A 25,022-nucleotide genomic window follows, 5' to 3' on the forward strand; every position below is an offset into this window, starting at 1 on the left:
CTTTCCGGCTGTTGGGCCGTTCCGACGAGTGAGACTTTAGCGGACTCCCGCCCCCGACGCTAATCGGGTGCTGCGCTCTTTCGAACGCGGATTCCTCATTTCGCGAATACGCACGCCAATAACACGACGACAGTCAGACCGACTGTTAGTCGACTAGTGGTTGGTACTTGCGGAATGGCTGTCCGGGGACCGACCGGAGTCGGCGCTCACGTCGGACAACTCGGAGAACAGTACGTACCGGATCTGGGTGTGTCAACTCGCGGTCGGACGGGGGCCCCGAGGCGTACTCTGGGGCCATGACTACGCGTACGTGCACCCAGCTCTGGTGGGCCGCCTGACGGCGGCCGTGCGCACGTATGCACTCAACGGCCGCCGCCTCGGCGGCCGTTCTCGTTTCTCCCTCCAGAGCTCCTGAGGGTCGGCCGCCGGGGCGGCGGTCTCGATCAGGAGGTGGAGTGGAAATGACTCGGGTCTTCAGCGGGATCAAGCCGACCGGACACCTGACCCTGGGGAACTACCTGGGAGCCATGCGGCGGTGGGTCGATGTGGACCAGCACCGGTCGGACGCGTTGTTCTGCGTCGTCGACCTGCACGCGCTGACCGTGGACCACGATCCAGCGAGAGTACGCAGGCTGAGTCGGCAGGCCGCGACGTTGTTGCTGGCGGCGGGACTTGATCCACAGCTGTGCACCGTCTTCGTACAGAGTCATGTGGACGAGCACGCCCGGCTCTCGTATGTGCTGGAGTGCGTGGCCACTGACGGCGAGATGCGTCGGATGATCCAGTACAAGGAGAAGGCCGCGCAGGAGCGCGAGCGCGGTGGGAGTGTGCGGCTGTCCCTTCTCACCTATCCCGTGCTGATGGCGGCGGACATCCTGGCGTACTCGGCCGACGAGGTGCCGGTGGGGGACGACCAGACGCAGCATGTGGAGCTGACGCGGGATCTGGCGTTGCGGTTCAACCAGCGGTACGGGCACACGTTCGTGGTGCCGAAGGCGACCACTCCGCAGGTCGCGGCACGGGTGATGAACCTCCAGGAGCCGGCTTCGAAGATGGGGAAGTCGGAGGACTCCGGGTCGGGGATCGTCTACCTGCTCGACGAGCCGGACGTGGTGCGCAAGAAGGTCATGCGGGCCGTGACCGACAGCGGGCAGGAGGTCGTCTACGACCGGGAGGGTCGGCCGGGGATCGCCAATCTGCTGGAGATCCTCGCGGCCTGCACGGGTGGGAACCCCGAGGCCTTGAGCGGTGTATATGAGTCGTATGGGTCCTTGAAGAAGGACACCGCCGAGGCCGTGGTCGAGATCCTCAAGCCCGTACAGGCGAGGCACAAGGAGTTGTGCGCGGATCCTGGCTATGTGGAGGGGGTGCTGCGGGATGGTGCGGAGAAGGCTCGGGCCATGGCGCGGCCGACGGTGGATACGGCTTACCGGGCGATCGGGCTGCTGGAGCCCGTGTCGGAGCCGGTGACGGAACCCGTGACGGAGCCGGTGCTGAACGCGGCGCGGTAGGCGCGTGGGCTGGTGGCGAGGCGCGATGCGAAGTGCTGGCGCATCGTGACCTCGCTGCCGAAGCCGGCGCGGCGGGCGACCTCGGGCATGGGGAGGTCGGTGCGTTCGAGGAGTTTCTGGGCTGCGGCGATGCGCTGGTCGAGGAGCCAGCGCAGCGGGGTCGTGCCGGTCTCCGCGGTGAAGTGACGGGCGAAGCTGCGCGGCGACATGCCCGCGTGGGTGGCCAGGTCGGCGACCGTGAGCGGTTCGTCGAGGTGGCGCAGGGCGTGCTCGCGTACGGCGGCGAGGGTGTCGGCGTCTCGGTCCGTGCGCGGGGTGGGGTGCTCGATGAACTGTGCCTGGGTTCCGGTGCGGAAGGGGGCGGTGACCATCGACCGGGCGATGGTGGCCGCTGCCTCGGCGCCGTGTGACCGGCGGACGAGGTGGAGGCAGAGGTCGATGCCGGCTGCGGTGCCGGCCGCGGTCCAGAGGTTGTCGTCCTCGATGAAGAGGGCGTCGGGGACGACGGTGACACGGGGGTGGTGGGCACGCAGGAGGGCGACGAGGTTCCAGTGGGTGATGGCGCGGCGTCCGTCGAGGAGACCGGCCTGGGCGAGGGTGAAGGCGCCACCGCAGAGGGCGGCGATGGTGGTGCCGCGGGCGTGGGCGCGCCGCAGGGCGTCGAGGACGGGGGTGGGTGCGGGGGTGACGTGGTCGTCGAGGCCGGGGACGACGATCAGGTCGGCGCGGGGGAGCCAGGTGAGGGTGCGGTCGGGGAGGAGGGTGAGGCCGCCGCGCATCGGGACGGGGGTGGTGTCGGTGGCGACCCGGCGCAGGTCGAAGGCGGGGGCGCCTCGGTCGGTGCGGTCGGTGCCCCACACCTCGGTGATGACGGAGACGTCGAAGGCGCGGATGCCGGGGAAGGCGACGAGGGCGACGCGGTAGGGACTGGCCGGGGTGTCGGTGCTGGCTTGGGCCATGGGTGGCAGTAAACCATCGGCCGCTGGCTTTTGGCGCTCTGGGGCGGGCGTGCCCACGGCGCCAGGATGGTGGTCATGGAGATAGCGGAGAACGCAGCACTGGTGGTCGTGGACGTGCAGAAGGGCTTCGAGGAGGCCGACTTCTGGGGGCCTCGGAACAACCCGGGGGCCGATGACAACATCGCGCAGTTGATCGACGTATGGCAGTCGTCGGGGCGGCCGGTCGTGTTCGTGCGGCACGACTCGTCGAAGCCCGAGTCGCCGTTGCGGCCCGGGTACGAGGGGAACGAGCTGAAGCAGTACGTAGCGGAGAGGAGGGGGAAGGGGAGCGGGCCCGAGTTGTTTGTGACGAAGACCGTGAACTCGGCGTTTCTGGGGACGCCGGATCTCGGGGCCTGGCTGACGGAGGCGGGGATCTCGCAGGTCGTGCTGGCCGGGATCCAGACGAACATGTGCGTGGAGACGACGGCCCGGATGGGCGGGAATCTCGGGTACGACGTGGTGGTGCCGTACGACGCGACGTACACCTTCGACCTGGAGGGGCCGTTCGGCTGGCGGCGGACCGCGGACGAAGTCGGGCAGGCGGCGGCGGTGTCGCTGCACGGGGGTGGCTTCGCGCGCGTGGTCACCACGAAGGAGGTGGTGGACTCGGCGGCGGTGTGAGGGGGCGCCGCCTGGTGGACGTCGGTCGGGCCAGTCGGTCGAGTGGGGGTCAGTCCTTCTTGCCTGAGGCCAGTTCGCGGCTGCGGTCGCGGGCGGCTTCGAGGGCGGCGATGAGGGCGGCTCGTACGCCGTGGTTCTCGAGTTCGCGGATGGCGTTGATGGTGGTGCCGGCCGGGGAGGTGACGTTCTCGCGGAGCTTGACCGGGTGTTCGCCGCTGTCGCGGAGCATGACGGCGGCGCCGATCGCGGACTGGACGATGAGGTCGTGGGCCTTGTCGCGGGGCAGGCCGAGCAGGATTCCGGCGTCGGTCATGGCTTCGACCAGGTAGAAGAAGTAGGCCGGGCCGGAGCCGGAGAGGGCGGTGCAGGCGTCCTGCTGGGACTCGGGGACGCGCAGGGTCTTGCCGACGGCGCCGAAGATCTCCTCGGCGTGGGCGAGGTGGGCCTCGGTGGCGTGGCTGCCGGCGGAGATGACGGACATGGCCTCGTCGACGAGGGCGGGCGTGTTCGTCATGACGCGGACGACGGGGGTGCCCGCGGCCAGGCGCTCCTCGAAGAAGGAGGTGGGGATGCCCGCCGCGCCGCTGATGATCAGGCGGTCGGCGGGGACGTGCGGGGCGAGTTCGTCGAGGAGGTTGCCCATGTCCTGCGGCTTGACCGTGAGGATCAGGGTGTCGGCGGCCTTGGCGGCTTCCTGGTTGGTGACCGCGGTGACACCGTGACGGGCGCGCAGTTCCTCGGCGCGCTCCGGGCGGCGTGCGGTGACCAGGAGGTCGGCGGGGGTCCAGCCGCCGCGGATCATTCCGCTGAGCAGGGCTTCGCCGATCTTGCCGGTGCCGAGGACTGCGACTTTCTGGGTCATGGGTTCATCCTCGCACCGGCGGTGCGTGGGGGGAGGTGGCTGTCCGGCTGGCGGAACGCCGTCATGCCGTGCGCCTCCGCAGGGTTGCCGCGCCCAGGCACAGGACCAGCAGGGCGCAGCCGGCCACGATGAGGGCGTCGCGGACGAAGGTGGCGGTCATGTCGGTGTGTTTGAGGACTTCGTTCATGCCGTCGACGGCATAGGACATGGGCAGGACGTCGGAGACGGCCTCCAGGGCGGGGTGCATGTTGGAGCGGGGGGTGAACAGGCCGCAGAGGAGGAGTTGGGGGAAGATCACGGCCGGCATGAACTGGACGGCCTGGAACTCCGAGGACGCGAAGGCCGAGACGAACAGGCCGAGTGCGGTGCCGAGGAGGGCGTCGAGGAGCGCGACCAGGAGTAGCAGCCAGGGGCTGCCGGTGACGTCGAGGCCCAGGAACCACACGGCGAGGCCGGTGGCCAGGGCGGACTGGACGATGGCGAGGGCGCCGAAGGCGAGGGCGTAGCCGGCGATGAGGTCGGCCTTGCCGAGCGGCATGGCGAGGAGGCGTTCGAGGGTGCCGGAGGTGCGTTCGCGCAGGGTGGCGATCGAGGTGACCAGGAACATCGTGATCAGGGGGAAGATGCCGAGGAGCGAGGCGCCGATGTTGTCGAAGGTGCGCGGGCTGCCGTCGAAGACGTAGCGCAGCAGGAACAGCATCACGCAGGGGATCAGGATCAGCATCGCGATGGTGCGCGGGTCGTGGCGGAGCTGGCGCAGGACGCGGGTCGCGGTGGCGAGGGTGCGGGCGGCGTTGAGGGCGCCGGTGGGGGCGGGCTTCGGTGCCGCTGTGCCGGTGGGGGCCGTGGTCGTCGTACTCATCGGGTGTTCTCCTTCGCGCGGGAGTTCTCACGGGAGCCGTCGCCGGAGTCATCACGGGAGTTCTCGCGGGAGTCATCGCGGGCGGCTGCGCTCGCCTCGTCGACCAGGTGGAGGAAGGCCGCTTCGACGGTCTCGGTGGCGGTGCGGGTGCGCAGGGCCTCGGGGGTGTCGTCGGCGAGGATCTCGCCCGCGCGCATGAGCAGGAGGCGGTGGCAGCGCTCGGCCTCGTCCATGACGTGGGAGGAGATGAGGAGGGTGGCGCCGCGATCGGCGGCGATGGCGTGGAAGAGGGTCCACAGGTCGCGGCGCAGGACGGGGTCGAGGCCGACGGTGGGTTCGTCGAGGACGAGGAGTTCGGGGGTGCCGAGGAGGGCGACCGCGAGGGAGACGCGGCTGCGCTGACCGCCGGAGAGGTTGCCCGCGAGGGAGTCGGCGTGGCTGGTGAGGTCGACGTCGGTGAGGACGCGTTCGACGTCCTGGCGGCGGTCGGTGCCGGAGCGGCCGGGGTCGAGGATCGCGGCGAAGTAGTCCAGGTTCTGGCGGATGGTCAGGTCGTCGTAGACGGAGGGGGCTTGGGTGACGTAGCCGATGCGGGTGCGCAGGGTGGGGTGGCCGGCGGGGCGGCCGAGGACGTCCAGGGTGCCGGTGACCTTCGCCTGGGTGCCGACGATCGAGCGCATGAGGGTCGACTTGCCGCAGCCGGAGGGGCCGAGCAGGCCGGTGATCTGGCCGCGCGGGACGGTGAAGTCGAGGCTGTGCAGGACGGTGCGGGGGCCGCGGACGACGGTGAGGTTCTCGGCGTGGACGGCGGGTTCACGTCCCGTGCCGGGTGGGTCGGCAACGTAATTCATCATGCGATGAATAATGCTCTCGCGCGGCGATGCCGTCAAGCGGGTGCATCCGACGGCGCAGGCGCGTGCCGGCGTGATCGGAATGGGTCGGTCCGGTATCTGCGCTTCCGCGTTCACGGGTCGGCAACACGAATCGAGTGCGCGGCCAACTCCCTTTCCCGACAATGGATTTCAGTGCGAGGTCATATGCCGCGCACGTAGGTCTGCCGTGCCCTCCCCCGGCTCGGCGCCCACGCATCTCCCGTTTGATCACCGGAGGTGCTCCCGTCATGCGCAAGCGCTGTGGCGTCGTACAGAAGGCCGATCTGCTCGCTTCCCTAGTCGTGTTCCTCGTCGCGCTGCCGCTCTGCGTGGGCGTGGCCATAGCCTCCGGAGTCCCCGCCGAACTGGGTCTGGTCACCGGGATCGTCGGCGGACTGGTCGCCGGGGCGCTGCCCGGCAGCAGCCTCCAGGTGAGCGGGCCGGCGGCGGGACTGACCGTGCTCGTGTACGAGGCCGTCCACCGCTACGGCGTCCAGGCGCTCGGCGTGCTGGTGTTCGGGGCCGGGCTTGTGCAGCTGGGGCTCGGGGCGCTGCGGCTCGGGCGCTGGTTCCGGGCCGTGTCCATGGCCGTGGTGCAGGGGATGCTCGCCGGCATCGGGCTGGTGCTGATCGCCGGTCAGGTCTACGCGCTGGGCGACATGGCGGCGCCTGCCGGCGGACTCGGCAAGCTCGCCGGGCTGGTGTCGCTGCCCGGGCAGGTGGATCCGGTGGCGTTGTCAGTGGGGGGTGCCACCATTGCGGTATTGCTGCTGTGGCCGCGTTGGCGCAGGGGGGCACGGGTGGTGCCTGCGCCGTTGGTGGCGGTGGCGGTGGTGTCGGCGGTGACCGGGGTGTTCGGCCTGGGCGTGCGGCGGGTCGAGGTGCGGGGGCTGCTCGATGCCGTACGAGTGCCCGAGGTGGCGGACTTCGGGCGGCTGACGGAAGTGGGGGTGATCGGGACCGTCGTGGCGTTCGCGTTGATCGCGTCGGCGGAGTCGTTGTTCAGCGCGGCGGCCATGGACCGGCTGCACCGGGGGCCGCGTACGGACTACGACCGCGAGTTGCTGGCGCAGGGTGCGGGGAACGCGGTGTGCGGGCTGCTGGGGGCGCTGCCGATGACTGCGGTGATCGTGCGAAGCACCGCGAACGTTCACGCGGGGGCGCGGACCAAGGCGTCCCGGTTGCTGCACGGGGTGTGGCTGCTTCTCTTCGCGGTCGTCGTGCCGGGGGTGCTCGGGGTGATTCCGGTGGCGGCGCTGGCCGGGCTGCTCGTGCACGCCGGGTGCAAGCTCGTGCCGGTGCGGGAGGTGCGGGGGCTGTGGCGCGGGCACCGCGGGGAGGTGGTCGTGCTGGTGGTGACGGCGGGGGCGATCGTCGTCGGGAACCTGTTCGAGGGAGTGTTGGTGGGGCTGACGCTGGCGGTGGCCAAGACGGCCTGGGACGTCAGCCATGTGCACGTCGAGACGGAGGACCGCGGGGCGGCCGGGATCGTCGTACGGGTCCTGGGCCACGCCACGTTCCTGCGGCTGCCGAAGCTGCTGGACGCGCTCGAAGCGCTGCCGGTCGACCGGGAGGTGCGGCTGGAGCTGGGCGGGTTGCGGCACCTGGACCATGCCTGTGCGGCGGCCCTGGAGGGGTGGGCCGCCGCACGGGGTCAGGAACCGGTGGCGACGAGCAGTTCGACGACGTAGATCTCCTCGACGATCCCACCCGGGAAGACCGTGAGCAGCTGGTCGCGCTCCTCGGCGAGGAAGGCCTCCGTGCTCTCCTCGTCCTGCACCAGGAAGATCGAGTGGCTGCTGATGTTGGCGAGGTGGGTGTCCACGGGGACGTCCCGGCTCCAGCGGACGCGGCGGTGCGCGAAGTGGAGCCGGCCGGTGGGGTCGGCGAGCGCGGAGTGCATGCCGCTGCCGTTGCGGTCGACGACGCCGTCGGCGCCGAAGTGGCGCCGGATGCGTTCGGTCTGCGCGTCGATCCACGGGACGTCGAGGGCGCTCGTGTTCCACCACAGCGTCAGCGCGCCGCCCGGCCGCAGTACCCGCAGCGCCTCCGGGACCGCGTGGACGGGCTCGGTCCAGTGCCAGGCCTGGGCGTAGGTGACGAAGTCGGCGCAGGCGTCGGCGAGGGGCAGTTGGTTGCCGTTGCCCCGCACGATCGGGATACCGGGGTTGGTGTGCCGGAACTGCGCCGCCATGCCCTCCCCGGGTTCCACCGCGACCACCTCGGCGCCGCGCCCGTGCAGCAGCGCGGTCGCGATCCCCGTCCCGGCACCGACGTCCACCACCCGGGCGCCTTCGAGGGAGCGGCCGGCGAGGTCCTCGACCGCGTCGAAGAGGGCGGGCGGATAGGAGGGACGGTTCGCGGCGTACTGGGCCGCGGCGGCGTTGAAGGAGTGGGCGCGGGTGGCGTGGAAGGAGGCGGTCATACGGCCATGGTGGACCCGTCGGGTAAAGGGGAGCGTGAGTTTTTCGCGGGGGAAGCGGAAGCCGCGGCCCCGCTGCTTGCGGCGGTGCTACTTCCGGCGGCGCTTCTTGGACGGGTTGCCCGTGCGGCGGGTGCTGCGCTTCTCGTACTCCTCGCGGGCCGTCTCGTACTCCTCGCGGTGGAGCTTCTCGCCGGGGGCCTCGGTGAGGGAGCGGAAGAAGTACGCGGCGAGGGAGCCGACGAAGCCGATGGCCAGGAGGCCGCGGAGGGAGGCCTGGCGGTCGGGGTCGGGGCGCTTGCCGAACGCCTCCCAGGTGTGCCGGAAGGCGAGCGCGCTGCAGATCGCGAACATCGCGACGACCAGGACGGTGACGAAGGAGCCGGTGTCGGCGAGCTGGAGGCCCTGGTAGGCGAAGCGGAGGACGAGGCAGGAGGCGACCCCGGCGGCGAGGGAGCCGACGGCGACGCCGATGCGGCGCAGCGCGTAGCCGTTGTCGTGGCTCACCCAGGTGGTGCCGAAGAAGCGGAGGGGTTCGGGGCGGGGCCCTGAGGGGGAGCCCGCCGTGTCCTGGGTGCCGTTTTCGTCGCTCACGGGACGATTATGGCGCCGAGGCGGGGCGGGCTCCCTGCCGGGATCAGCCGCAGCGGTCGGCGACGTAGCCGTCGCTGCCGGTGAGGACGTAGGAGTCGGAGACGTACTCGCCGTTGCTGATGTTGTCCCAGATGTTGCTCGTGCCGTACGGGCCCGTCACCCGCGTACCCGGCGTCTGGCAGTAGATCGGCACCTTGGCGCCCGCGGCCAGGACCCGCACGATGCCGTAGCTCGTGCCGGGACCACTGCGGACGTTGAGGCGGACACCCGGCGCGACCGAGTAGTGGCGGACGGTCGCGGCGGCCGTCAGGGCCTGGGCGCTCTCGGCGCTCCCGGCCTCCTCCGTGCGGTCAATGGACATGAAAAACCTCCCCCGTTGGTCCCCATGACTGCCATGGGGCCCCATTGATTCCCCTAAAACACGCCATGAAACACATGTACGCAACTCGCACACGAACGCCAGCAAGCCGCCTCTGTCCCGAACGCCTCATCGACTAGGCTCCGAGCGTCGCGCGCGGACGAACAGCACGGGAGTGGTCCCATGGCGCCACAGGGCAACACCGGAGCGGGCGCGGAAGCGGAACTTCCCGAGTACGCCGGTCACTACCGCCTGGAGTCATGCCTCGGCTCGGGCGGCATGGGGGTCGTGCATCTGGCACAGAGCACTTCCGGGATGAAGCTCGCGGTGAAGGTCGTGCACGCCGACTTCGCCAAGGACCCCGAGTTCAGGGGCCGTTTCCGGCAGGAGGTCGCCGCCGCGCGGCGGGTGAGCGGGGCGTTCACCGCGTCCGTCGTGGACGCCGATCCCGAGGCCGAACGGCCGTGGATGGCAACGCTGTTCATCCCCGGTCCGACCCTCGCCGAGCAGGTGAAGCGGAACGGGCCGATGGCCCCTGCCGAGTTGCGCCGGCTGATGGCCGGACTGGCCGAGGCGCTACGTGACATCCACCGGGTCGGGGTGGTCCACCGGGACCTGAAGCCGAGCAACGTGCTGCTTGCCGACGACGGGCCCAAGGTCATCGACTTCGGCATTTCTCGGCCAAAGGACAGCGAACTGCGCACCGAGACCGGGAAGTTGATCGGCACCCCGCCGTTCATGGCGCCCGAGCAGTTCCGGCGTCCGCGTGAAGTCGGCCCCGCCGCCGACGTCTTCGCGCTCGGGTCGGTGCTGGTGCACGCGGCGACCGGGCGGGGGCCGTTCGACTCCGACAGCCCTTACGTCGTCGCCTACCAGGTCGTGCACGACGAGCCGGATCTGAGCGGCGTACCGGAGAATCTCGCGCCGCTCGTGCTGCGGTGTCTGGCCAAGGAGCCCGAAGACCGGCCCACGCCCGACGAGTTGATGCGGGAACTGCGGTCGGTGGCGGCCTCCTACGACACGCAGGCCTTCATACCGGCCCAGCGGACGAACCGCGAGGTCGCACCCGCGCCGGAGCCGGAGCCGGAGCGGTCTCCCGGAGGACGCCGGCGAAGAAAGGTGGCCCTCGCGGCCGGTCTGCTCAGCCTCGCCCTCGTCGCGTGCGGTGCGCTGGCCGGCGTTCAACTGGTCGGCGACAGCGGTGCCACTGCGGAAGAGAGCGCCCCCACGACGTCGGCGGCGGCGCCGTCCGGGTTCCGCCCCTGGACCTCGGACGCGGCGGCCGGGAAGTCGGGCACGCCGCAATGCTCGTACGGGACCGGGCAGTTGATCTGTGCGCGGTCCGGCTCGGTCTTCGCCCTCGACCCCTCCGACGGCAGTCTGCTGTGGCGGCACTCGGTGGCCGCGGCGCAACGGAGCGGGCCGCCCGTCCTCGCGGGCGGTCTCGTGCAGCCGCTGGTGGACCAGGGCCCACGGCTCGAAGCGCTCGATCCCGCCTCGGGCAAGGTGAGTTGGCAGCGGAAGATGCCCGCGCACACCTCGTTCCGCGCCGTCGGCGGGATGCTGCTGCTCACCCACTCCGACGGCACGGTCACCGGCGTGGACGCCGCGACGGGCGAGACGAAGTGGGAGCGCCGGATACCGGGCCAGAGTCGGCCGTACTTCATCTCGTTCGCGGGTGACGCGCTGGCGTACACCTCCGGCCAGTCCGCCGACGGGTCGAGCACCCGGGTCACCGCCGTCGACCCGACCACCGGAGCGGTGCGCTGGGACGCGAGCCTGGACGGGAACCTGACGCCCGTCGGTGTCCACGACGGCTCCGTCTTCCTCCTGTCCACCGACCCGGTCTACGGCGACACGGACGCCGTCGTCCGGTACACCCCGGCGGACAAGTCCTCGCGCCGGGTGGCCCTCCCCGTCGCCCGCCCCGACGCCCGGGCGACCGTGCACGGGAACGTCGTCTATCTCCTGGCCGCCGACGGCGCGTTGGACGCGGTCGGCATGGAGGCGGGCAAACGGCTCTGGCACCTGGAGACCTCGGTGAGCCGGGGCTCGGAGCCGGTCGCCGACGACGACCACGTGTATCTCGCGGCGGGCGACGGGCGGTTGCTCGCGGTCGACGCCGGCACGGGACGGCTCGTCGGGCAGACTCCGGCGCGACCGGGCGCGAACTCGGGCCAGGTCGCCGGGACGGTTCCGCGGCCGGTTCTCGCCGGCAGCCACGTCTACGCGACCGCCCCTGACGGCACCGTCTTTGCGGTGAACTCCCGTAAGCCGGCGGACTGGTAGCCCCCGAGGGCAAGCAGAGGGCAGGGCAGGCGAAAGGGGCCGCCCCCGAAGGGACAGCCCCTGAGAAGCAGGCGGAAACCTCAGCCCGACTTCAACACTCGCCCAGCTACGCCACTCAGCCCAGCTTCGACACGTCCCGCACCGCGCCGCGGTCCGCGCTGGTCGCCATCGCCGCGTAGGCCCGCAGGGCCGCCGAGACCTTGCGCTCGCGGTTCTTCGGGGCGTACACGCCGCCCAACTCCTGCTCGCGCCGGGCGAGTTCGCTGTCGTCGACGAGGAGCTCGATCGTGCGGTTCGGGATGTCGATGCGGATGCGGTCGCCGTCCTCGACGAGCGCGATCGTGCCGCCGGAGGCCGCCTCGGGGGACGCGTGGCCGATCGACAGACCCGAAGTGCCGCCGGAGAAGCGGCCGTCGGTGATCAGGGCGCAGGTCTTGCCGAGGCCGCGGCCCTTGAGGAAGGAGGTCGGGTAGAGCATCTCCTGCATACCGGGGCCGCCCTTGGGACCCTCGTAGCGGATGACCACCACGTCGCCGTCCGTGACCTGTTTGTTCAGGATCTTCTCGACGGCCTCCTCCTGCGACTCGCAGACGACCGCGGGACCCTCGAAGGTCCAGATGGACTCGTCGACGCCGGCCGTCTTCACCACGCAGCCGTCGACGGCGAGGTTGCCCTTGAGGACCGCGAGGCCGCCGTCCTTGGAGTACGCGTGCTCGGCGCTGCGGATGCAGCCCTCCGCCGCGTCCTCGTCCAGTTCCTCCCAGCGCTCCGACTGGGAGAAGGCCTCGGCGGAACGGACGCAGCCCGGGGCCGCGTGCCACAGTTCCAGCGCCTCCGGGGAGGGCGAGCCGCCGCGGACGTCCCACGTCTTCAGCCAGTCCGCGAGGGAGGGGCTGTGGACCGAGTGGACGTCCTCGTTCAGCAGGCCCGCGCGGTGCAGCTCGCCCAGCAGGGCGGGGATGCCGCCGGCGCGGTGCACGTCCTCCATGTAGTACGTGCGGTTCTTCGCGACGTTCGGGGCGACCTTGGCGAGACACGGGACCCGGCGCGAGACCTCGTTGATCTCCTCCAGGCCGAAGGCGACGCCCGCCTCCTGCGCCGCGGCGAGGAGGTGCAGGATCGTGTTGGTGGAGCCGCCCATCGCGATGTCGAGCGCCATCGCGTTCTGGAAGGCCGCGAAGGTGGCGACGTTGCGCGGCAGGACCGTCTCGTCGTCCTGCTCGTAGTAGCGGCGGGTGACGTCCATCACCGTGCGGGCCGCGTCCTGGTACAGGCCCTTGCGGGCCGTGTGCGTGGCGAGGACCGAGCCGTTGCCCGGGAGGGACAGGCCGATCGCCTCGGTCAGGCAGTTCATCGAGTTGGCCGTGAACATGCCGGAGCAGGAGCCGCAGGTCGGACAGGCGTTCTCCTCGATCCGGAGGACGTCCGCGTCCGAGATCTTGTCGTTGGCGGCATCGACCATCGCGTCGATCAGGTCGAGCGTACGGACCGTGCCGTCGACCAGCGTGGCGCGGCCGGCCTCCATCGGACCGCCGGAGACGAAGACCGTCGGGATGTTCAGGCGCAGTGCCGCCATGAGCATGCCGGGGGTGATCTTGTCGCAGTTGGAGATGCAGATCAGGGCGTCGGCGCAGTGCGCCTCGACCATGTACTCCACGCTGTCCGCGATCAGGTCGCGGGAGGGCAGGGAGTACAGCATGCCGCCATGGCCCATCGCGATGCCGTCGTCGACGGCGATGGTGTTGAACTCGCGCGGGATGCCACCGGCCTCGGTGATCGCCTCGCTGACGATCCGCCCGACCGGCTGCAGGTGCGTGTGCCCGGGGACGAACTCCGTGAACGAGTTGGCGACCGCGATGATCGGCTTGCGTCCGATGTCCGCGCCGGGTACACCGGAGGCGCGCATTAGGGCGCGGGCGCCCGCCATGTTGCGGCCGTGGGTGACTGTGCGGGACCTCAGCTCGGGCATCGTCGCTCGCTCCTTCAGAGAGGGTCGTCAGAGACTTCGGAGACGGTCGTAGGAGACTTCTGACTGCATTCGAGCGTACGCCCGTCATCCAGGGGTCGGGACGCGGTGTCCGGAATGCGGGACGGGTGTCTCGGTGACCGAGGGCGTCGACGGGGGCTCGGGCCGGTCAGGGCCCCGTCAGATGCCCCTGCACCACCGGCGCCACCCGCGCGATGACCTGCTCCACGTCCGCCGACGCCAGCGGCTCGACCTTGATCACGTACCGCAGCATCGCGCACCCCACCAGCTGCGCCCCCGCCAGTTCGGCCCGCAGCTCCGCGTCCGGCACGTCCAGCTGGACCGCGACCCGGCCCAGCACCTGGGAGACGACCAGCCGACGGAAGACAGCGGCCGCGGCCTCGTTGTTGACCGCCGAGCGGACGATCGCCAGCAGGGGCGTACGGGTGGTGGGGTTCTCCCAGACGCCGAAGATGAAGCGGGTCAGACGCTCGCCGACGGAGTCCAGGGGGCCGTCGGCCACCGCCGCCGGCGCGTTCTGCGCGGGTGCGAGGGCGACCGCGATGGCCGCCTCGAAGACCTGCTCCTTGGTGCCGAAGTAGTGGTGCACCAGCGCGGAGTCCACGCCGGCCGCCTTGGCGATGGCCCGTACGGACGTCTTCTCGTACCCGCGTTCGGAGAACTCCTCGCGGGCCACGGTCAGGATGCGGTCGCGGGTGTCGGCGGACTCCGTGTTCGGACGCCGGCCGCGGCGCCGGGAGGTGGCCTCGGTCACCGTCGGGGCACCTTCAGCGCGGAGGCGAGGTGCAGACGCGTGAAGGCGAGCGCCTCGGCCAGATCGGCCTCGCGTTCGGCGCTGGACATCGCGCGCCGGGTGTTGACCTCGATGACGACGTGGCCGTCGAAGCCGGTCAGGGCGAGACGTTCCAGCAGTTCGGCGCAGGGTTGGGTGCCGCGGCCCGGGACGAGGTGCTCGTCCTTGGCCGAGCCCCGGCCGTCCGCGAGGTGGACGTGGCCGAGCCGGTCGCCCATGCGGTCGACCATGTGCATCGCGTCGACGCGGGAGGTCGCGCTGTGGCTGAGGTCGATCGTGAAGTGCCGGTAGTCGTCCTTGGTGACGTCCCAGTCGGGGGCGTACGCCAGCATCTCGCGGTCGCGATAGCGCCACGGGTACATGTTCTCGACGGCGAACCGCACATCCGTCTCGTCCGCCATGCGCCACATCCCGCTCACGAAATCCCGCGCGTATTGGCGCTGCCAGCGGAACGGGGGGTGTACGACCACTGTGCTCGCGCCCAGTTTCTCCGCTGCCGCGCGGGCTCGCTGGAGCTTGATCCACGGGTCGGTCGACCACACCCGCTGGGTGATGAGCAGGCACGGGGCGTGGACCGCGAGGATCGGGACCTGGTGGTAGTCGCTGAGTCTGCGCAGTGCCTCGATGTCCTGGCTGACCGGGTCCGTCCACACCATGACCTCTACGCCGTCGTAGCCGAGGCGCGCGGCGATCTCGAAGGCGGTCGCTGTCGACTCCGGGTACACCGAGGCCGTTGACAGGGCGACCTTCGCATCCGGGATCCTCACGACTGGCTCCGCCATGGGGGACAGATTACGGGGTGCGGTTGGGTGGGGCGGGGCGCCTATTGGCCGTTGTGGGGTTCGCCACGGGCGGGTGCGGGTTCGTTCGTGGTTGCTCGCGCCGTTCCCCGCGCCCCTTTCGGGGCGCGCTATACGGGACGCATACGGTCAAGTCGCCGCAGAATTACGCCCTCCCTCAGCGCCCAGGGGCAGATTTCCACCGTCTCGACACCGAACAGATCCATCGCGCCCTCGGCGACCAGGGCGCCGGCGAGGAGTTGGCCGGCTCGGCCCTCGGAGACTCCGGGGAGTTCGGAGCGCTGGTGGGTGGTCATGCCGGTGAGCTGCGGGACCCAGGCTTCGAGGGACTCGCGCTTGAGTTCGCGTTGGACGTAGAGGCCTTCGGTGGAGCGGGCGGCGCCGGCGATGCGGGCCAGCTGGCGGAAGGTCTTGGAGGTGGCGACGACGTGGTCGGGGGCGCCGAAGCGGGTGAACTCGCCGACCGTGCGGGCGATCTGGGCCCGTACGTGGCGGCGCAGCGCCCTTATCGATTCGGGGTCGGGCGGGTCCCCGGGGAGCCAGCCGGCGGTGAGGCGGCCGGCGCCGAGCGGGAGGGAGACGGCCGCGTCGGGCGCCTCGTCGATGCCGTAGGCGATCTCCAGGGAGCCGCCGCCGATGTCGAGGACGAGCAGCTTGCCCGCGGACCAGCCGAACCAGCGGCGGGCCGCGAGGAAGGTGAGCCGGGCCTCCTCGGCGCCGCTGAGGACCTGGAGCTCGACGCCGGTCTCGGCCTGCACGCGCGCGAGGACGTCGTCGGCGTTGCTGGCCTCGCGCACGGCGGAGGTCGCGAAGGGCAGCATTTCCTCGACGCCCTTGTCCTCCGCGGCCTGTACGGCCTCGCGGACGACCGAGATCAGTTTGTCCACGCCTTCGGGGTCGATGGCCCCGTCCTCGTCGAGGAGTTGGGCAAGGCGAAGCTCCGCCTTGTGCGAGTGCGCGGGCAGCGGGCGCGCGCCCGGGTGCGCATCCACGACCAGCAGATGCACCGTGTTCGATCCCACGTCGAGGACACCGAGTCTCATGTACAGAACGCTACTGCCAGCTGAACGGTCCTCCGTCCTCGATGCCGCCCTTGGCGCCTTACCCTGGTCTCGTGCCAAAGACGAAAAAGGCAAAGGCCGACAAGTCGACGGGTAAAACGTCGAAGGCGGCGAAGAAGGCCAGGGCAGCCGACGAGAAGGGGCTCGATTTCGCGCGCGCGTGGGTGGAGTTCCCCGACCCGGCGGACGACGAGCAGATCTTCCGGTGCGATCTGACCTGGCTGACCTCGCGCTGGAACTGCATCTTCGGCAGTGGCTGCCAGGGCATCCAGGCGGGCCGCGCGGACGACGGGTGCTGCACGCTGGGCGCCCACTTCTCCGACGAGGACGATGAGAAACGCGTCGCCGGCTTCGTGGAGCGGCTCACCCCGGACATCTGGCAGCACCACGACGAGGGCCGCGAGAGCGGCTGGGTCTCGGAGGACGAGGACGGCGACCGCCAGACCCGTCCCTTCCAGGGCTCCTGCATCTTCCAGAACCGGCCCGGGTTCGCCGGCGGCGCGGGCTGCTCGCTGCACATCCTGGCCGTCAAGGAGGGCCTCGAACCGCTGGAGACCAAGCCGGACGTGTGCTGGCAGCTGCCGGTGCGGCGGACCTACGACTGGATCGACCGGCCCGACGACACGCGCGTGCTCCAGGTCTCCATCGGTGAGTACGACCGCCGGGGCTGGGGTCCGGGCGGCCACGACCTGCACTGGTGGTGCACGTCGGCGACCTCGGCGCACGGCGCGGGCGACCCGGTGTACGTGTCCTACCGGCCCGAGCTGACCGAGCTGATGGGCAAGGCCGGCTACGACCGCCTGGTCGAGCTGTGCGAGGAGCGGCTGGCCTCGCAGCTGCCGTTGCTGGCCCCGCACCCCGCGGACCCGGTGGACTGACGCGCTACGAGGTGGAGGGGCTCGGGTCGCCGCCGTCGCCGGGCGGCGGCGAGCCGCCCGGGTCGGACGGGGCCGTGTCGGTGGGCGTCGGATCCGGGTCGGACGACGAGGGCGGCGGGTCGCTCGGGGTGGGGTCCGAGGGCGCCGAGGTCGTCGGGGTCGGGTCGGGATCGGACGACGAGGGCGGCGGGTCGCCGGGATCGGAACCGGGGTCGGACGGACTGGGCGCGGTGCCGTAGCCGTCGATGGAGACGACGGCGCCGGCCGGTGAGATCGCCACCCGTGCGCTCCAGTGGCCGGACGGCTCGCGCAGATGGTCGACGTACACCTTGATCGTCAACGATTCGCCCGGTGCGAGCGTTCCCGAGGACTGGCTGAGGTAGAGCCAGGAGGCGCCCGTGGTGGCGGACCAGCGCACCGGGGCCGAGCCGGTCGCGGTGAGGGTGACGAGGGTGGTGTCGCCGCTGTTGCCGGCCGAGACGTCCAGGTGTCCGGCGCCCTTGCGGCCGGCGCCGATGACGCTGATGACCTCCACGGAGACATCCGGTTTGTCGCCCTTGCCGAAGCGCGGGCCCGGCCTGGTGCTGGCGTTTCCGGCGTTCTCGTAGCCGGTGCCGGCCGCCTCGCCGTCGAGCAGGCCGGGGCCGTGTGCCTCGCTGGCGGTGGCACTGCGCCCATCCGGTCCCTCGCCGACCGGCTCGCCGCGGTAGGCGGCCCACAGGGCCAGCACGGGGGCGGCCACGACGGTGGCGACGACGGTCGTGGTGACGGCACGCGCGCGCAGGCGGTCGCGGCGGGCGGCGCGGTCCTTGGGGTCCATCGGGAAGCCGCGCCGGTCGAAGCGAGGTGCGGCGGCGCCACGCGCGCGTGGGTGATGCGCCAGCGCGGTGTGCAGGGCCGCGCGGGGCGCCTCCAGGACGGCGAGTTCGGCGGGGGCGAGCGTCGCGCCGGGCCAGGGGCCGGGGATCGCGCGCTCGGCGCTGCGGCGGCAGTGCGGACAGTCGTCTACGTGCCGGACGAGTTCCTTGCGCAGGGCCGTGCTGAGCACCAGCTGATGATCGCCGGTGAGCCGGGCGACGCTCGGGCAGTTGCCGGTCTCCACGACGGCGAGGGCCGCGCGCGTGCGCTCGACCTCGCAGGCGGCGGAGGCCAGCAGTTCGCGGGCGGCGGCCAGGTCCAGGCCGAGGACGGCCGCGACCTCGTGGGCGGCGAGGTGGTGGCGCACGGCGAGTTCGAGCGCCTCGCGCTGCTCCGGGGTGGTGCCGGCCGCCTCCGGCCAGGCGAGCAGGGCGAGTTCACGCCGCCGCTCCTCCTGGACCTCGACGGCGACGGGCGCGGCGGTGGGCTGGTGACCCTCGTGACGGCCCGCCGCGTGGGTGCCCTGACGTTTCTGCTTGGCCTCGGCCAGCTTGCGCAGACACGCCCAGCGGGCCAGCGCGTACAGCCAGGCCCGGCGATCGCCGTCCGCTTCCGGACCGCGGCGCCGCTCGGCGAGCGCGAGGACGTCACCGAGCGCCTCGGTGGCCGAGTCGTGGTCGCACAGGACGGACAGACAGTAGGTGAACAGCCCGTCCAGATACGGCTCGTAGCGCGCGGGCGGCCGCTGCGCCAGCGTGCGCGCCGCGGCACGGTCACGCGCCTCCCGACGCGCCCGGTGCGCGCCGGTGGTGCGGGGCGAGGTCTCCGGACTGCTGCTCATCATCCGTGGACCGTAGGCGGCCCACGACGGCCCCTTCCGGCACCTTGAGCACTTTTAATCCGTACGGGTGAAACGATCCCTCAATCGGGTACAGGAACCCCGAATTCCGTGGCCTGTTCCTGACAGGAGGTGGCCGGATCTCGGGGGCGCGCACCGCGCGCCGGCCCGCCCGGACCGGTCGGCGGCCGGGCTGTCGGGTTGTCGGGCCCGGCGTCCGACGGCGATGTCAGTGGCCTCGACTACGGTTCCGTTCATGGCTGCCCGTACGAAGACCACCAAGGACCGTCCGTCCTACCGCTGCACCGAGTGCGGCTGGCAGACGGCCAAGTGGCTCGGTCGCTGCTCCGAGTGCCAGGCGTGGGGGACGGTCGAGGAGTACGGCGCGCCCGCCGTCCGCACGACGGCACCGGGCCGCGTCACCACCTCCGCGGTGCCCATCGGCCAGGTCGACGGCCGCCAGGCCACCGCCCGCTCGACCGGCGTGCCCGAGCTGGACCGGGTGCTCGGCGGCGGCCTGGTCCCCGGCGCGGTCGTCCTCGTCGCGGGCGAACCCGGCGTAGGAAAGTCGACCCTCCTGCTCGACGTGGCGGCCAAGGCGGCGAGCGACGAGCACCGCACCCTCTATGTCACCGGCGAGGAGTCGGCGAGCCAGGTCCGGCTGCGCGCCGACCGGATCAAGGCGATCGACGACCACCTGTATCTCGCCGCCGAGACCGATCTGGCCACGATCCTCGGCCACTTGGACGCGGTGAAGCCCTCGCTCCTGATCCTCGACTCGGTGCAGACGGTGGCCTCCCCGGAGATCGACGGCGCCCCCGGCGGCATGGCCCAGGTCCGCGAGGTGGCCGGCGCCCTGATCCGCGCCTCCAAGGAGCGCGGCATGTCCACCCTCCTCGTGGGACACGTCACCAAGGACGGCGCGATCGCCGGCCCCCGCCTCCTGGAACACCTCGTGGACGTGGTCCTCTCCTTCGAAGGCGACCGCCACGCGCGCCTCCGCCTCGTACGGGGCGTCAAGAACCGCTACGGCACGACGGACGAGGTCGGCTGCTTCGAGCTGCACGACGAGGGCATCACGGGCCTGGCCGACCCGAGCGGCCTGTTCCTGACCCGCCGCGCGGAGCCGGTCCCCGGCACCTGTCTGACCGTCACCCTGGAGGGCCGCCGCCCCCTGGTGGCCGAAGTCCAAGCACTCACGGTCGACTCGCAGATCCCCTCCCCCAGGCGCACCACCTCGGGCCTGGAGACCTCCCGCGTCTCGATGATGCTCGCGGTTCTGGAGCAGCGCGGCCGGATCAGCGCCCTGGGCAAGCGGGACATCTACTCCGCGACGGTCGGCGGAGTAAAACTCTCGGAACCGGCCGCAGACCTGGCGATCGCCCTCGCCCTGGCCTCCGCCGCGAGCGACACCCCGCTCCCCAAGAACCTGGTCGCGATCGGCGAAGTGGGCCTCGCGGGCGAGGTCAGACGGGTCACGGGCGTCCAGCGCAGGCTCTCCGAAGCACACCGTCTGGGCTTCACCCACGCCCTCGTGCCGGGCGACCCGGGCAAGATCCCGAACGGCATGAAGGTGCTGGAAGTCGCGGACATAGGGGACGCTCTGAGGGTCCTTCCGAGCTCCCGTAGGAGAGAGGCCCCACGGGACGCGGAGGACCGCCGGTAGACTTTGCCCTGGTCTCGCCCGTCCGTACGAACGTGAAGTGCGAACGGGGGTGTCCCAGCAACCTGCGACCGGAGGAGTGCAGTGGCAGCCAACGACCGGGCAGCAGCTCCCGGAAAGTCCGGTGGGAGTTCCGGTGCCGATGGCCTGATGCGCGCCTCCCTGAGCGCCGTGGCACCAGGCACGCCGATGCGTGACGGCCTGGAGCGGGTGCTCCGCGGCAACACCGGTGGTCTCATCGTGCTGGGCTTCGACAAGACGGTGGAGTCGATGTGCTCGGGCGGTTTCGTCCTGGACGTCGAGTTCACGGCCACCCGTCTGCGCGAGCTGTGCAAGCTCGACGGCGGCATCGCGATCTCCTCGGACCTGTCGAAGATCCTGCGCGCGGGCGTGCAGTTCGTCCCCGACGCGACGATCCCGACCGAGGAGACAGGCACCCGGCACCGCACGGCGGACCGCGTCTCCAAACAGGTCGGATTCCCCGTGGTCTCCGTCTCCCAGTCCATGCGCCTGATCGCCCTCTACGTCGACGGCCAGCGCCGCGTCCTGGAGGACTCCGCGGCGATCCTCTCCCGGGCCAACCAGGCCCTGGCGACCCTGGAGCGCTACAAGCTCCGCCTCGACGAGGTCGCGGGCACGCTCTCCGCGCTGGAGATCGAGGACCTGGTGACGGTCCGCGACGTCTCCGCCGTCGCCCAGCGCCTGGAAATGGTCCGCCGCATCGCCACCGAGATCGCCGAGTACGTGGTCGAACTCGGCACCGACGGCCGCCTGCTGGCCCTCCAGCTGGACGAACTGATCGCAGGCGTGGAGCCCGAGCGCGAGCTGGTGGTCCGCGACTACGTCCCCGAACCCACCGCCAAGCGCTCCCGCACGGTGGACGAGGCCCTCTCAGAACTGGACGCCCTCGCCCACGCGGAACTGCTGGAACTGCCCACAGTGGCCCGGGCGTTGGGCTACACAGGCTCCCCCGAGACCCTCGACTCGGCGGTCTCCCCCCGGGGCTTCCGCCTCCTGGCCAAGGTCCCGAGACTCCCCGGCGCCATCATCGACCGCCTGGTGGAACACTTCGGCGGCCTGCAGAAACTCCTGGCGGCAAGCGTCGACGACCTCCAAACGGTCGACGGCGTAGGCGAGGCCCGAGCCCGCAGCGTCCGAGAGGGCCTCTCCCGCCTGGCGGAATCCTCAATCCTGGAACGCTACGTCTGACGGCCCCCGCAGGCCCCCACCCACCGTCAGCCGCCGTCGAGGACGAACGTCAGTCGTTGTCGAGCACGAACGAGGTCTGCAGCTTGGCGTACCCCGCCGCCTGAACCTCCACCAGGTAGGTCCCGGCCCCCGCGGACCCGGCCGGAGGCGTGGCGCACTCAGGCGCGCTCGGCTTGCGATCCCACTTCACCGTGTAGGTAACGCTGCTCCCGGCCGGCACCCGGTACATCAAACTCCCCGCGGTCCTGGGGCAGTCGGCGGACGACCAATAGGCGCTCCCACCCTTGAGAATGGTCACCACCGCCCTCTTGGGCCCGAGATCGACCTTGCAGTCACTGTCGGCAGAGCTCTTCGCGGTGAGCAGCAAAGAGGGCGTGTCATCGGGCCCGTAGTTGTTGTGAAGGCTCCGCAGACTCAAAGTCACGTTACTGGCAGTGCAGTTGGGCAAGGTGGAGTCGACGGGCACGGTGTCCCCCGTACCGACACCCCCACCCCCGGCCCCGTTCGACCCGGAAGAGCCCCCCGCCCCACCAGCCGCACCCGAACCAGCGCCGGAATCACCACCGTTGGCACCCCCACCGGAGCCGGCCCCAGGGCTGCCCCCGGAACTCCCCCCGGAGCCCCCACCGCTCGACTCATCGCGCCCGCCCGGGGCTTGACTGATCGCGGGCCCAGAACCGGACGGCCCCGCGGTGATCGTGGGCGCGGGACTCTTCCCGTTGGCCCCGTCGTCGTCCTTCTTCCCACCCCCGCCGCCGGAGGTCACGATCCACGTGACCAGCAACGCCAACAGGGCGAGCACAGACAGCAGTACGGCCCTCCGACGCCAGTAGATGGTGGAGGGAAGCGGCCCGACCGGATTGCGCAGAGATCCCACGGCGCAAACTGTACGAGAGATCGGAAGGTTCCCTAGCCCCACCCGCCGCCAGTACCTCAACTTTTCCGGATCATCATCCCGGAGGGACCCGCACGCGAGGCCGCCGACGCACCGCCACGGCCCCGACCCACCCACCGGCACACAGCGCAACGGCGGCCCAACGCGCGCACACCATGGCAGGATCGGAAGCGCCATGACTGCGCCCACGAAACCCCCACACAACGGCCCCGCCAACTCCCCCTCCGTCTCCCCCCTCGGAGAGACCGCCGGCGACCTCCACGCCCCCGTGATCGACTGGTTCGAAGAGCACGCCCGAGACCTCCCGTGGCGCCGCCCCGAAGCCGGCCCCTGGGGCGTGATGGTCAGCGAGTTCATGCTCCAGCAGACGCCCGTCAACCGCGTCCTGCCCGTCTACGAACAGTGGCTGGCCCGCTGGCCCCGCCCCGCAGACCTGGCCGCCGACGCCCCCGGCGAAGCGGTCCGCGCCTGGGGCCGCCTCGGCTATCCCCGCCGCGCCCTACGCCTGCACGGCGCCGCGGTCGCGATAACGGAACGGCACGACGGCGACGTACCGACGGACCACGCCCAGCTCCTCGCCCTGCCCGGCATCGGCGAGTACACGGCCGCGGCGGTCGCGTCCTTCGCCTACGGCCAGCGGCACGCGGTGCTGGACACCAACGTGCGCAGGGTCTTCGCGCGCGCGGTCACCGGCGTCCAGTACCCGCCCAACGCCACCACGGCGGCCGAACGCAGGCTGGCCCGCGCCCTGTTGCCGGACGACGAACACACGGCCTCGCGCTGGGCGGCGGCGTCCATGGAACTGGGCGCGCTGATCTGCACCGCGAAGAACGAGACCTGCCAGCGCTGCCCGATCGCCGCCCAGTGCGCGTGGCGGCTCGCGGGCAAGCCCGACCACGAGGGCCCACCGCGCCGCGGACAGACGTACGCGGGCACGGACCGCCAGGTACGCGGCCGACTGCTGGCCGTCCTGCGCGAGGCGCACGCGCCCGTGCCGCAGTCGGCACTGGACCGGATGTGGCACGAGCCGGTACAGCGAGCGAGGGCACTCGACGGCCTGGTCGCGGACGGTCTGGTGGAGCCCCTCCCAGGTGGTCTGTACCGACTCCCGTTGGCGTAACGACGACCGCAACAGCGGACGTAACTCCCCGCCCCACCACCAAATCCCCTCACAACGGCACCAACAACCCCACCCGCTTACCCCACCCCTACGGCTGTTACACAACCGACGGACAGCCGATTGCTAGCCGCGCGCTGCTTCGGACAGGCCCGTGACAACCCCTCCGTAGCTTCATCTACGTACCCGGCAGGCCCGGGGCGACTACGGACGAACCGCCGGCGAACGTCGGCGGAAACGGGGATCGGAAGGCGGTTCGACATGGCGCAGGGCGAGGTGCTCGAGTTCGAGGAGTACGTCCGCACCCGGCAGGACGCGCTGCTGCGCAGTGCCCGCCGGCTGGTCCCGGACCCGGTGGACGCCCAGGACCTGCTCCAGACGGCGCTGGTACGGACGTACGGCCGCTGGGAGACCATCGAGGACAAGCGGCTCGCGGACGCCTACCTGCGCCGGGTCATGATCAACACGCGTACCGAGTGGTGGCGGGCCCGCAAGCTCGAAGAGGTGCCCACCGAGCAGCTGCCGGACGCGAGCGTCGACGACTCCACCGAGCAGCACGCGGACCGCGCCCTCCTCATGGACATCATGAAAGTTCTCGCACCGAAGCAGCGCAGTGTGGTCGTCCTGCGACACTGGGAGCAGATGTCCACGGAGGAGACGGCCGCCGCCCTCGGTATGTCGGCGGGAACGGTCAAGAGCACGCTGCACCGGGCGCTCGCAAGGCTCCGAGAGGAGCTGGAGAGCCGCGATCTGGACGCACGCGCGCTGGAGCGTGAGGAGCGGGAGCGGTGCGCGGTCTGACCGGCGCGGGGCCCAGTCCGGGCCGACGGCCCACACCGGGCCGAGGGACTTTGCAGGCGGCGTTCACGGCGGTGGTCGTGCTCGCCGCCCTCGCCCTTTTCGTCTCCGCCTGCGCGACCGGCGGCACCGGCGCCCGTGACGAGGGCCCGGCGCACGAGGGCGCCTCGGACTCCGTGGCAGGCGCGGCGGTCTCCCCGTCCCCCAGCCCGTCCTCGACGAGCGCGCGCGTGGACGCGGTCAAGCTGGTCCAGGACGACCCCGCGGTCGCGACGGAGGTCAAGCGCGAGCTGAAGCCGTGCGTGGCCGACGAGTACCCGGTCGACGTGTCGTACGGCGACCTCACCGGCGGCCGCGCGGACGACGTCGTGGTGAACGTACTGACCTGCGGCGACGCGGTCGGGATCGGCTCGTACGTCTATCGCGAGGTGAGCGGACGGTACGAGAATGTGTTCAAGGTCGAGGAGCCTCCGGTCTACGCGGAGATCGACCGCGGCGACCTGGTGGTGACCAAGCAGGTGTACGAGAAGGGCGATCCGGTGTCGAGTCCGTCCGGCGAGAACGTGATCACGTACCGCTGGGGCTCGGGCCGCTTCACCGAGGAGTTCCGCACGCGCAACGACTACAGCAACGCGGTCGGAGGCGACGCGTCGCCGTCACCGGCACCGTGAACCGTTCGGGCTCCTCGAACCGATCAGTTGACGAAAGCGCACGCCGACCACGTACTACCCGC

Annotated in this window: 23 protein-coding genes; 10 read left to right on the forward strand and 13 right to left on the reverse strand. The window is 71.2% G+C overall.

Translation table 11 applies throughout. The features are described 5' to 3' along the window. Window positions 1–461 precede the first annotated feature (461 nt). Entirely contained in the window at window positions 462–1,511 is a 1,050-nt protein-coding gene (trpS, locus tag M2283_RS08920; protein ID WP_280875585.1) for a tryptophan--tRNA ligase, read from the forward strand. On the opposite strand, the gene M2283_RS08925 is transcribed toward trpS, so the two are convergent. Beyond that, window positions 1,427–2,470 (reverse strand): GlxA family transcriptional regulator, encoded by a 1,044-nt coding sequence (locus M2283_RS08925; protein WP_280875586.1) that lies wholly within the window; start codon window positions 2,468–2,470, stop codon window positions 1,427–1,429. The two genes, trpS and M2283_RS08925, sit on opposite strands and share 85 nt — an antisense overlap. A gap of 75 nt (window positions 2,471–2,545) precedes the next feature. Between M2283_RS08925 and M2283_RS08930 the strand changes: the two genes are divergently transcribed. Continuing rightward, window positions 2,546–3,133: a cysteine hydrolase family protein gene (locus M2283_RS08930; RefSeq protein ID WP_280875587.1), complete on the forward strand. Its 588-nt coding sequence runs from the start codon at window positions 2,546–2,548 to the stop codon at window positions 3,131–3,133. Window positions 3,134–3,182: 49 nt separating this feature from the next. On the opposite strand, the gene proC is transcribed toward M2283_RS08930, so the two are convergent. From proC to M2283_RS08945, 3 genes are all read right to left on the reverse strand, one after another. Beyond that, window positions 3,183–3,995 carry a pyrroline-5-carboxylate reductase gene (gene proC / locus M2283_RS08935; RefSeq protein WP_280875588.1) on the reverse strand — a complete coding sequence of 271 codons (813 nt, stop codon included), beginning with the start codon at window positions 3,993–3,995 and terminating at the stop codon, window positions 3,183–3,185. Window positions 3,996–4,056: 61 nt separating this feature from the next. Continuing rightward, window positions 4,057–4,857: an ABC transporter permease gene (locus M2283_RS08940; RefSeq protein WP_280875589.1), complete on the reverse strand. Its 801-nt coding sequence runs from the start codon at window positions 4,855–4,857 to the stop codon at window positions 4,057–4,059. Further along, a complete protein-coding gene (locus M2283_RS08945) occupies window positions 4,854–5,711 on the reverse strand; it encodes an ABC transporter ATP-binding protein (protein WP_280875590.1) in 858 nt (285 codons plus the stop codon). The genes M2283_RS08940 and M2283_RS08945 overlap by 4 nt, the downstream gene beginning before the upstream one ends. A gap of 266 nt (window positions 5,712–5,977) precedes the next feature. Here M2283_RS08945 and M2283_RS08950 point away from each other — a divergent pair, with 266 nt between their 5' ends. Further along, window positions 5,978–7,420 (forward strand): SulP family inorganic anion transporter, encoded by a 1,443-nt coding sequence (locus tag M2283_RS08950; RefSeq protein WP_280875591.1) that lies wholly within the window; start codon window positions 5,978–5,980, stop codon window positions 7,418–7,420. Here M2283_RS08950 and M2283_RS08955 read toward each other — a convergent pair. From M2283_RS08955 to M2283_RS08965, 3 genes are all read right to left on the reverse strand, one after another. Then, window positions 7,384–8,154 (reverse strand): class I SAM-dependent methyltransferase, encoded by a 771-nt coding sequence (locus M2283_RS08955; protein WP_280875592.1) that lies wholly within the window; start codon window positions 8,152–8,154, stop codon window positions 7,384–7,386. The genes M2283_RS08950 and M2283_RS08955 overlap by 37 nt on opposite strands. An 87-nt stretch (window positions 8,155–8,241) precedes the next feature. Continuing rightward, entirely contained in the window at window positions 8,242–8,745 is a 504-nt protein-coding gene (locus M2283_RS08960; RefSeq protein WP_280875593.1) for an EamA/RhaT family transporter, read from the reverse strand. A gap of 43 nt (window positions 8,746–8,788) precedes the next feature. Next, window positions 8,789–9,106 (reverse strand): SH3 domain-containing protein, encoded by a 318-nt coding sequence (locus M2283_RS08965; RefSeq protein ID WP_280875594.1) that lies wholly within the window; start codon window positions 9,104–9,106, stop codon window positions 8,789–8,791. 180 nt (window positions 9,107–9,286) lie between these two features. Between M2283_RS08965 and M2283_RS08970 the strand changes: the two genes are divergently transcribed. After that, window positions 9,287–11,392: a serine/threonine-protein kinase gene (locus tag M2283_RS08970; protein ID WP_280875595.1), complete on the forward strand. Its 2,106-nt coding sequence runs from the start codon at window positions 9,287–9,289 to the stop codon at window positions 11,390–11,392. 115 nt (window positions 11,393–11,507) lie between these two features. Here M2283_RS08970 and ilvD read toward each other — a convergent pair whose 3' ends face one another. From ilvD to M2283_RS08990, 4 genes are all read right to left on the reverse strand, one after another. Next, window positions 11,508–13,361: a dihydroxy-acid dehydratase gene (gene ilvD, locus M2283_RS08975; RefSeq protein ID WP_280875596.1), complete on the reverse strand. Its 1,854-nt coding sequence runs from the start codon at window positions 13,359–13,361 to the stop codon at window positions 11,508–11,510. Between the two features lie 166 nt (window positions 13,362–13,527). Further along, the gene (locus M2283_RS08980) at window positions 13,528–14,133 is read right to left on the reverse strand and encodes a TetR family transcriptional regulator (protein WP_280875597.1); all 606 of its coding nucleotides are present in this window, start codon (window positions 14,131–14,133) and stop codon (window positions 13,528–13,530) included. Continuing rightward, window positions 14,130–14,954, reverse strand: a complete 825-nt coding sequence (locus M2283_RS08985; RefSeq protein ID WP_280875598.1) for a sugar phosphate isomerase/epimerase family protein — start codon at window positions 14,952–14,954, stop codon at window positions 14,130–14,132. Before M2283_RS08985 ends, M2283_RS08980 begins: the two co-directional genes overlap by 4 nt. Window positions 14,955–15,082: 128 nt before the next feature. Continuing rightward, window positions 15,083–16,015, reverse strand: a complete 933-nt coding sequence (locus M2283_RS08990; protein WP_280875599.1) for a Ppx/GppA phosphatase family protein — start codon at window positions 16,013–16,015, stop codon at window positions 15,083–15,085. Between the two features lie 71 nt (window positions 16,016–16,086). On the opposite strand from M2283_RS08990, the gene M2283_RS08995 reads away from it, so the two are divergent. Continuing rightward, a complete protein-coding gene (locus tag M2283_RS08995) occupies window positions 16,087–16,911 on the forward strand; it encodes a hypothetical protein (RefSeq protein WP_280875600.1) in 825 nt (274 codons plus the stop codon). 4 nt (window positions 16,912–16,915) lie between these two features. On the opposite strand, the gene M2283_RS09000 is transcribed toward M2283_RS08995, so the two are convergent. Beyond that, window positions 16,916–18,613 (reverse strand): BACON domain-containing protein, encoded by a 1,698-nt coding sequence (locus M2283_RS09000; protein ID WP_280875601.1) that lies wholly within the window; start codon window positions 18,611–18,613, stop codon window positions 16,916–16,918. 250 nt (window positions 18,614–18,863) lie between these two features. Between M2283_RS09000 and radA the strand changes: the two genes are divergently transcribed. Both radA and disA read left to right on the forward strand, forming a co-directional pair. Beyond that, window positions 18,864–20,273, forward strand: a complete 1,410-nt coding sequence (radA, locus tag M2283_RS09005) for a DNA repair protein RadA (protein ID WP_280875602.1) — start codon at window positions 18,864–18,866, stop codon at window positions 20,271–20,273. 81 nt (window positions 20,274–20,354) lie between these two features. Then, the gene (gene disA, locus M2283_RS09010) at window positions 20,355–21,479 is read left to right on the forward strand and encodes a DNA integrity scanning diadenylate cyclase DisA (RefSeq protein WP_280875603.1); all 1,125 of its coding nucleotides are present in this window, start codon (window positions 20,355–20,357) and stop codon (window positions 21,477–21,479) included. Between the two features lie 49 nt (window positions 21,480–21,528). Here the strand turns inward: disA and M2283_RS09015 are convergent, their stop codons facing one another. Further along, a complete protein-coding gene (locus M2283_RS09015) occupies window positions 21,529–22,356 on the reverse strand; it encodes a hypothetical protein (protein WP_280875604.1) in 828 nt (275 codons plus the stop codon). A gap of 193 nt (window positions 22,357–22,549) precedes the next feature. Between M2283_RS09015 and M2283_RS09020 the strand changes: the two genes are divergently transcribed. The 3 genes from M2283_RS09020 (at window position 22,550) to M2283_RS09030 (ending at window position 24,960) form a co-directional block, all read left to right on the forward strand. Next, a complete protein-coding gene (locus M2283_RS09020) occupies window positions 22,550–23,494 on the forward strand; it encodes an A/G-specific adenine glycosylase (RefSeq protein WP_280875605.1) in 945 nt (314 codons plus the stop codon). 258 nt (window positions 23,495–23,752) lie between these two features. After that, the gene (locus tag M2283_RS09025) at window positions 23,753–24,292 is read left to right on the forward strand and encodes a SigE family RNA polymerase sigma factor (RefSeq protein WP_123998575.1); all 540 of its coding nucleotides are present in this window, start codon (window positions 23,753–23,755) and stop codon (window positions 24,290–24,292) included. Further along, window positions 24,280–24,960 (forward strand): hypothetical protein, encoded by a 681-nt coding sequence (locus M2283_RS09030; protein WP_280875606.1) that lies wholly within the window; start codon window positions 24,280–24,282, stop codon window positions 24,958–24,960. The genes M2283_RS09025 and M2283_RS09030 overlap by 13 nt, the downstream gene beginning before the upstream one ends. Window positions 24,961–25,022: the final 62 nt, after the last annotated feature.

Origin of the sequence: Streptomyces pseudovenezuelae (assembly GCF_029892565.1) — a bacterium.
In the GTDB taxonomy this organism is placed as follows: Bacteria; Actinomycetota; Actinomycetes; order Streptomycetales; family Streptomycetaceae; genus Streptomyces; species Streptomyces pseudovenezuelae_A.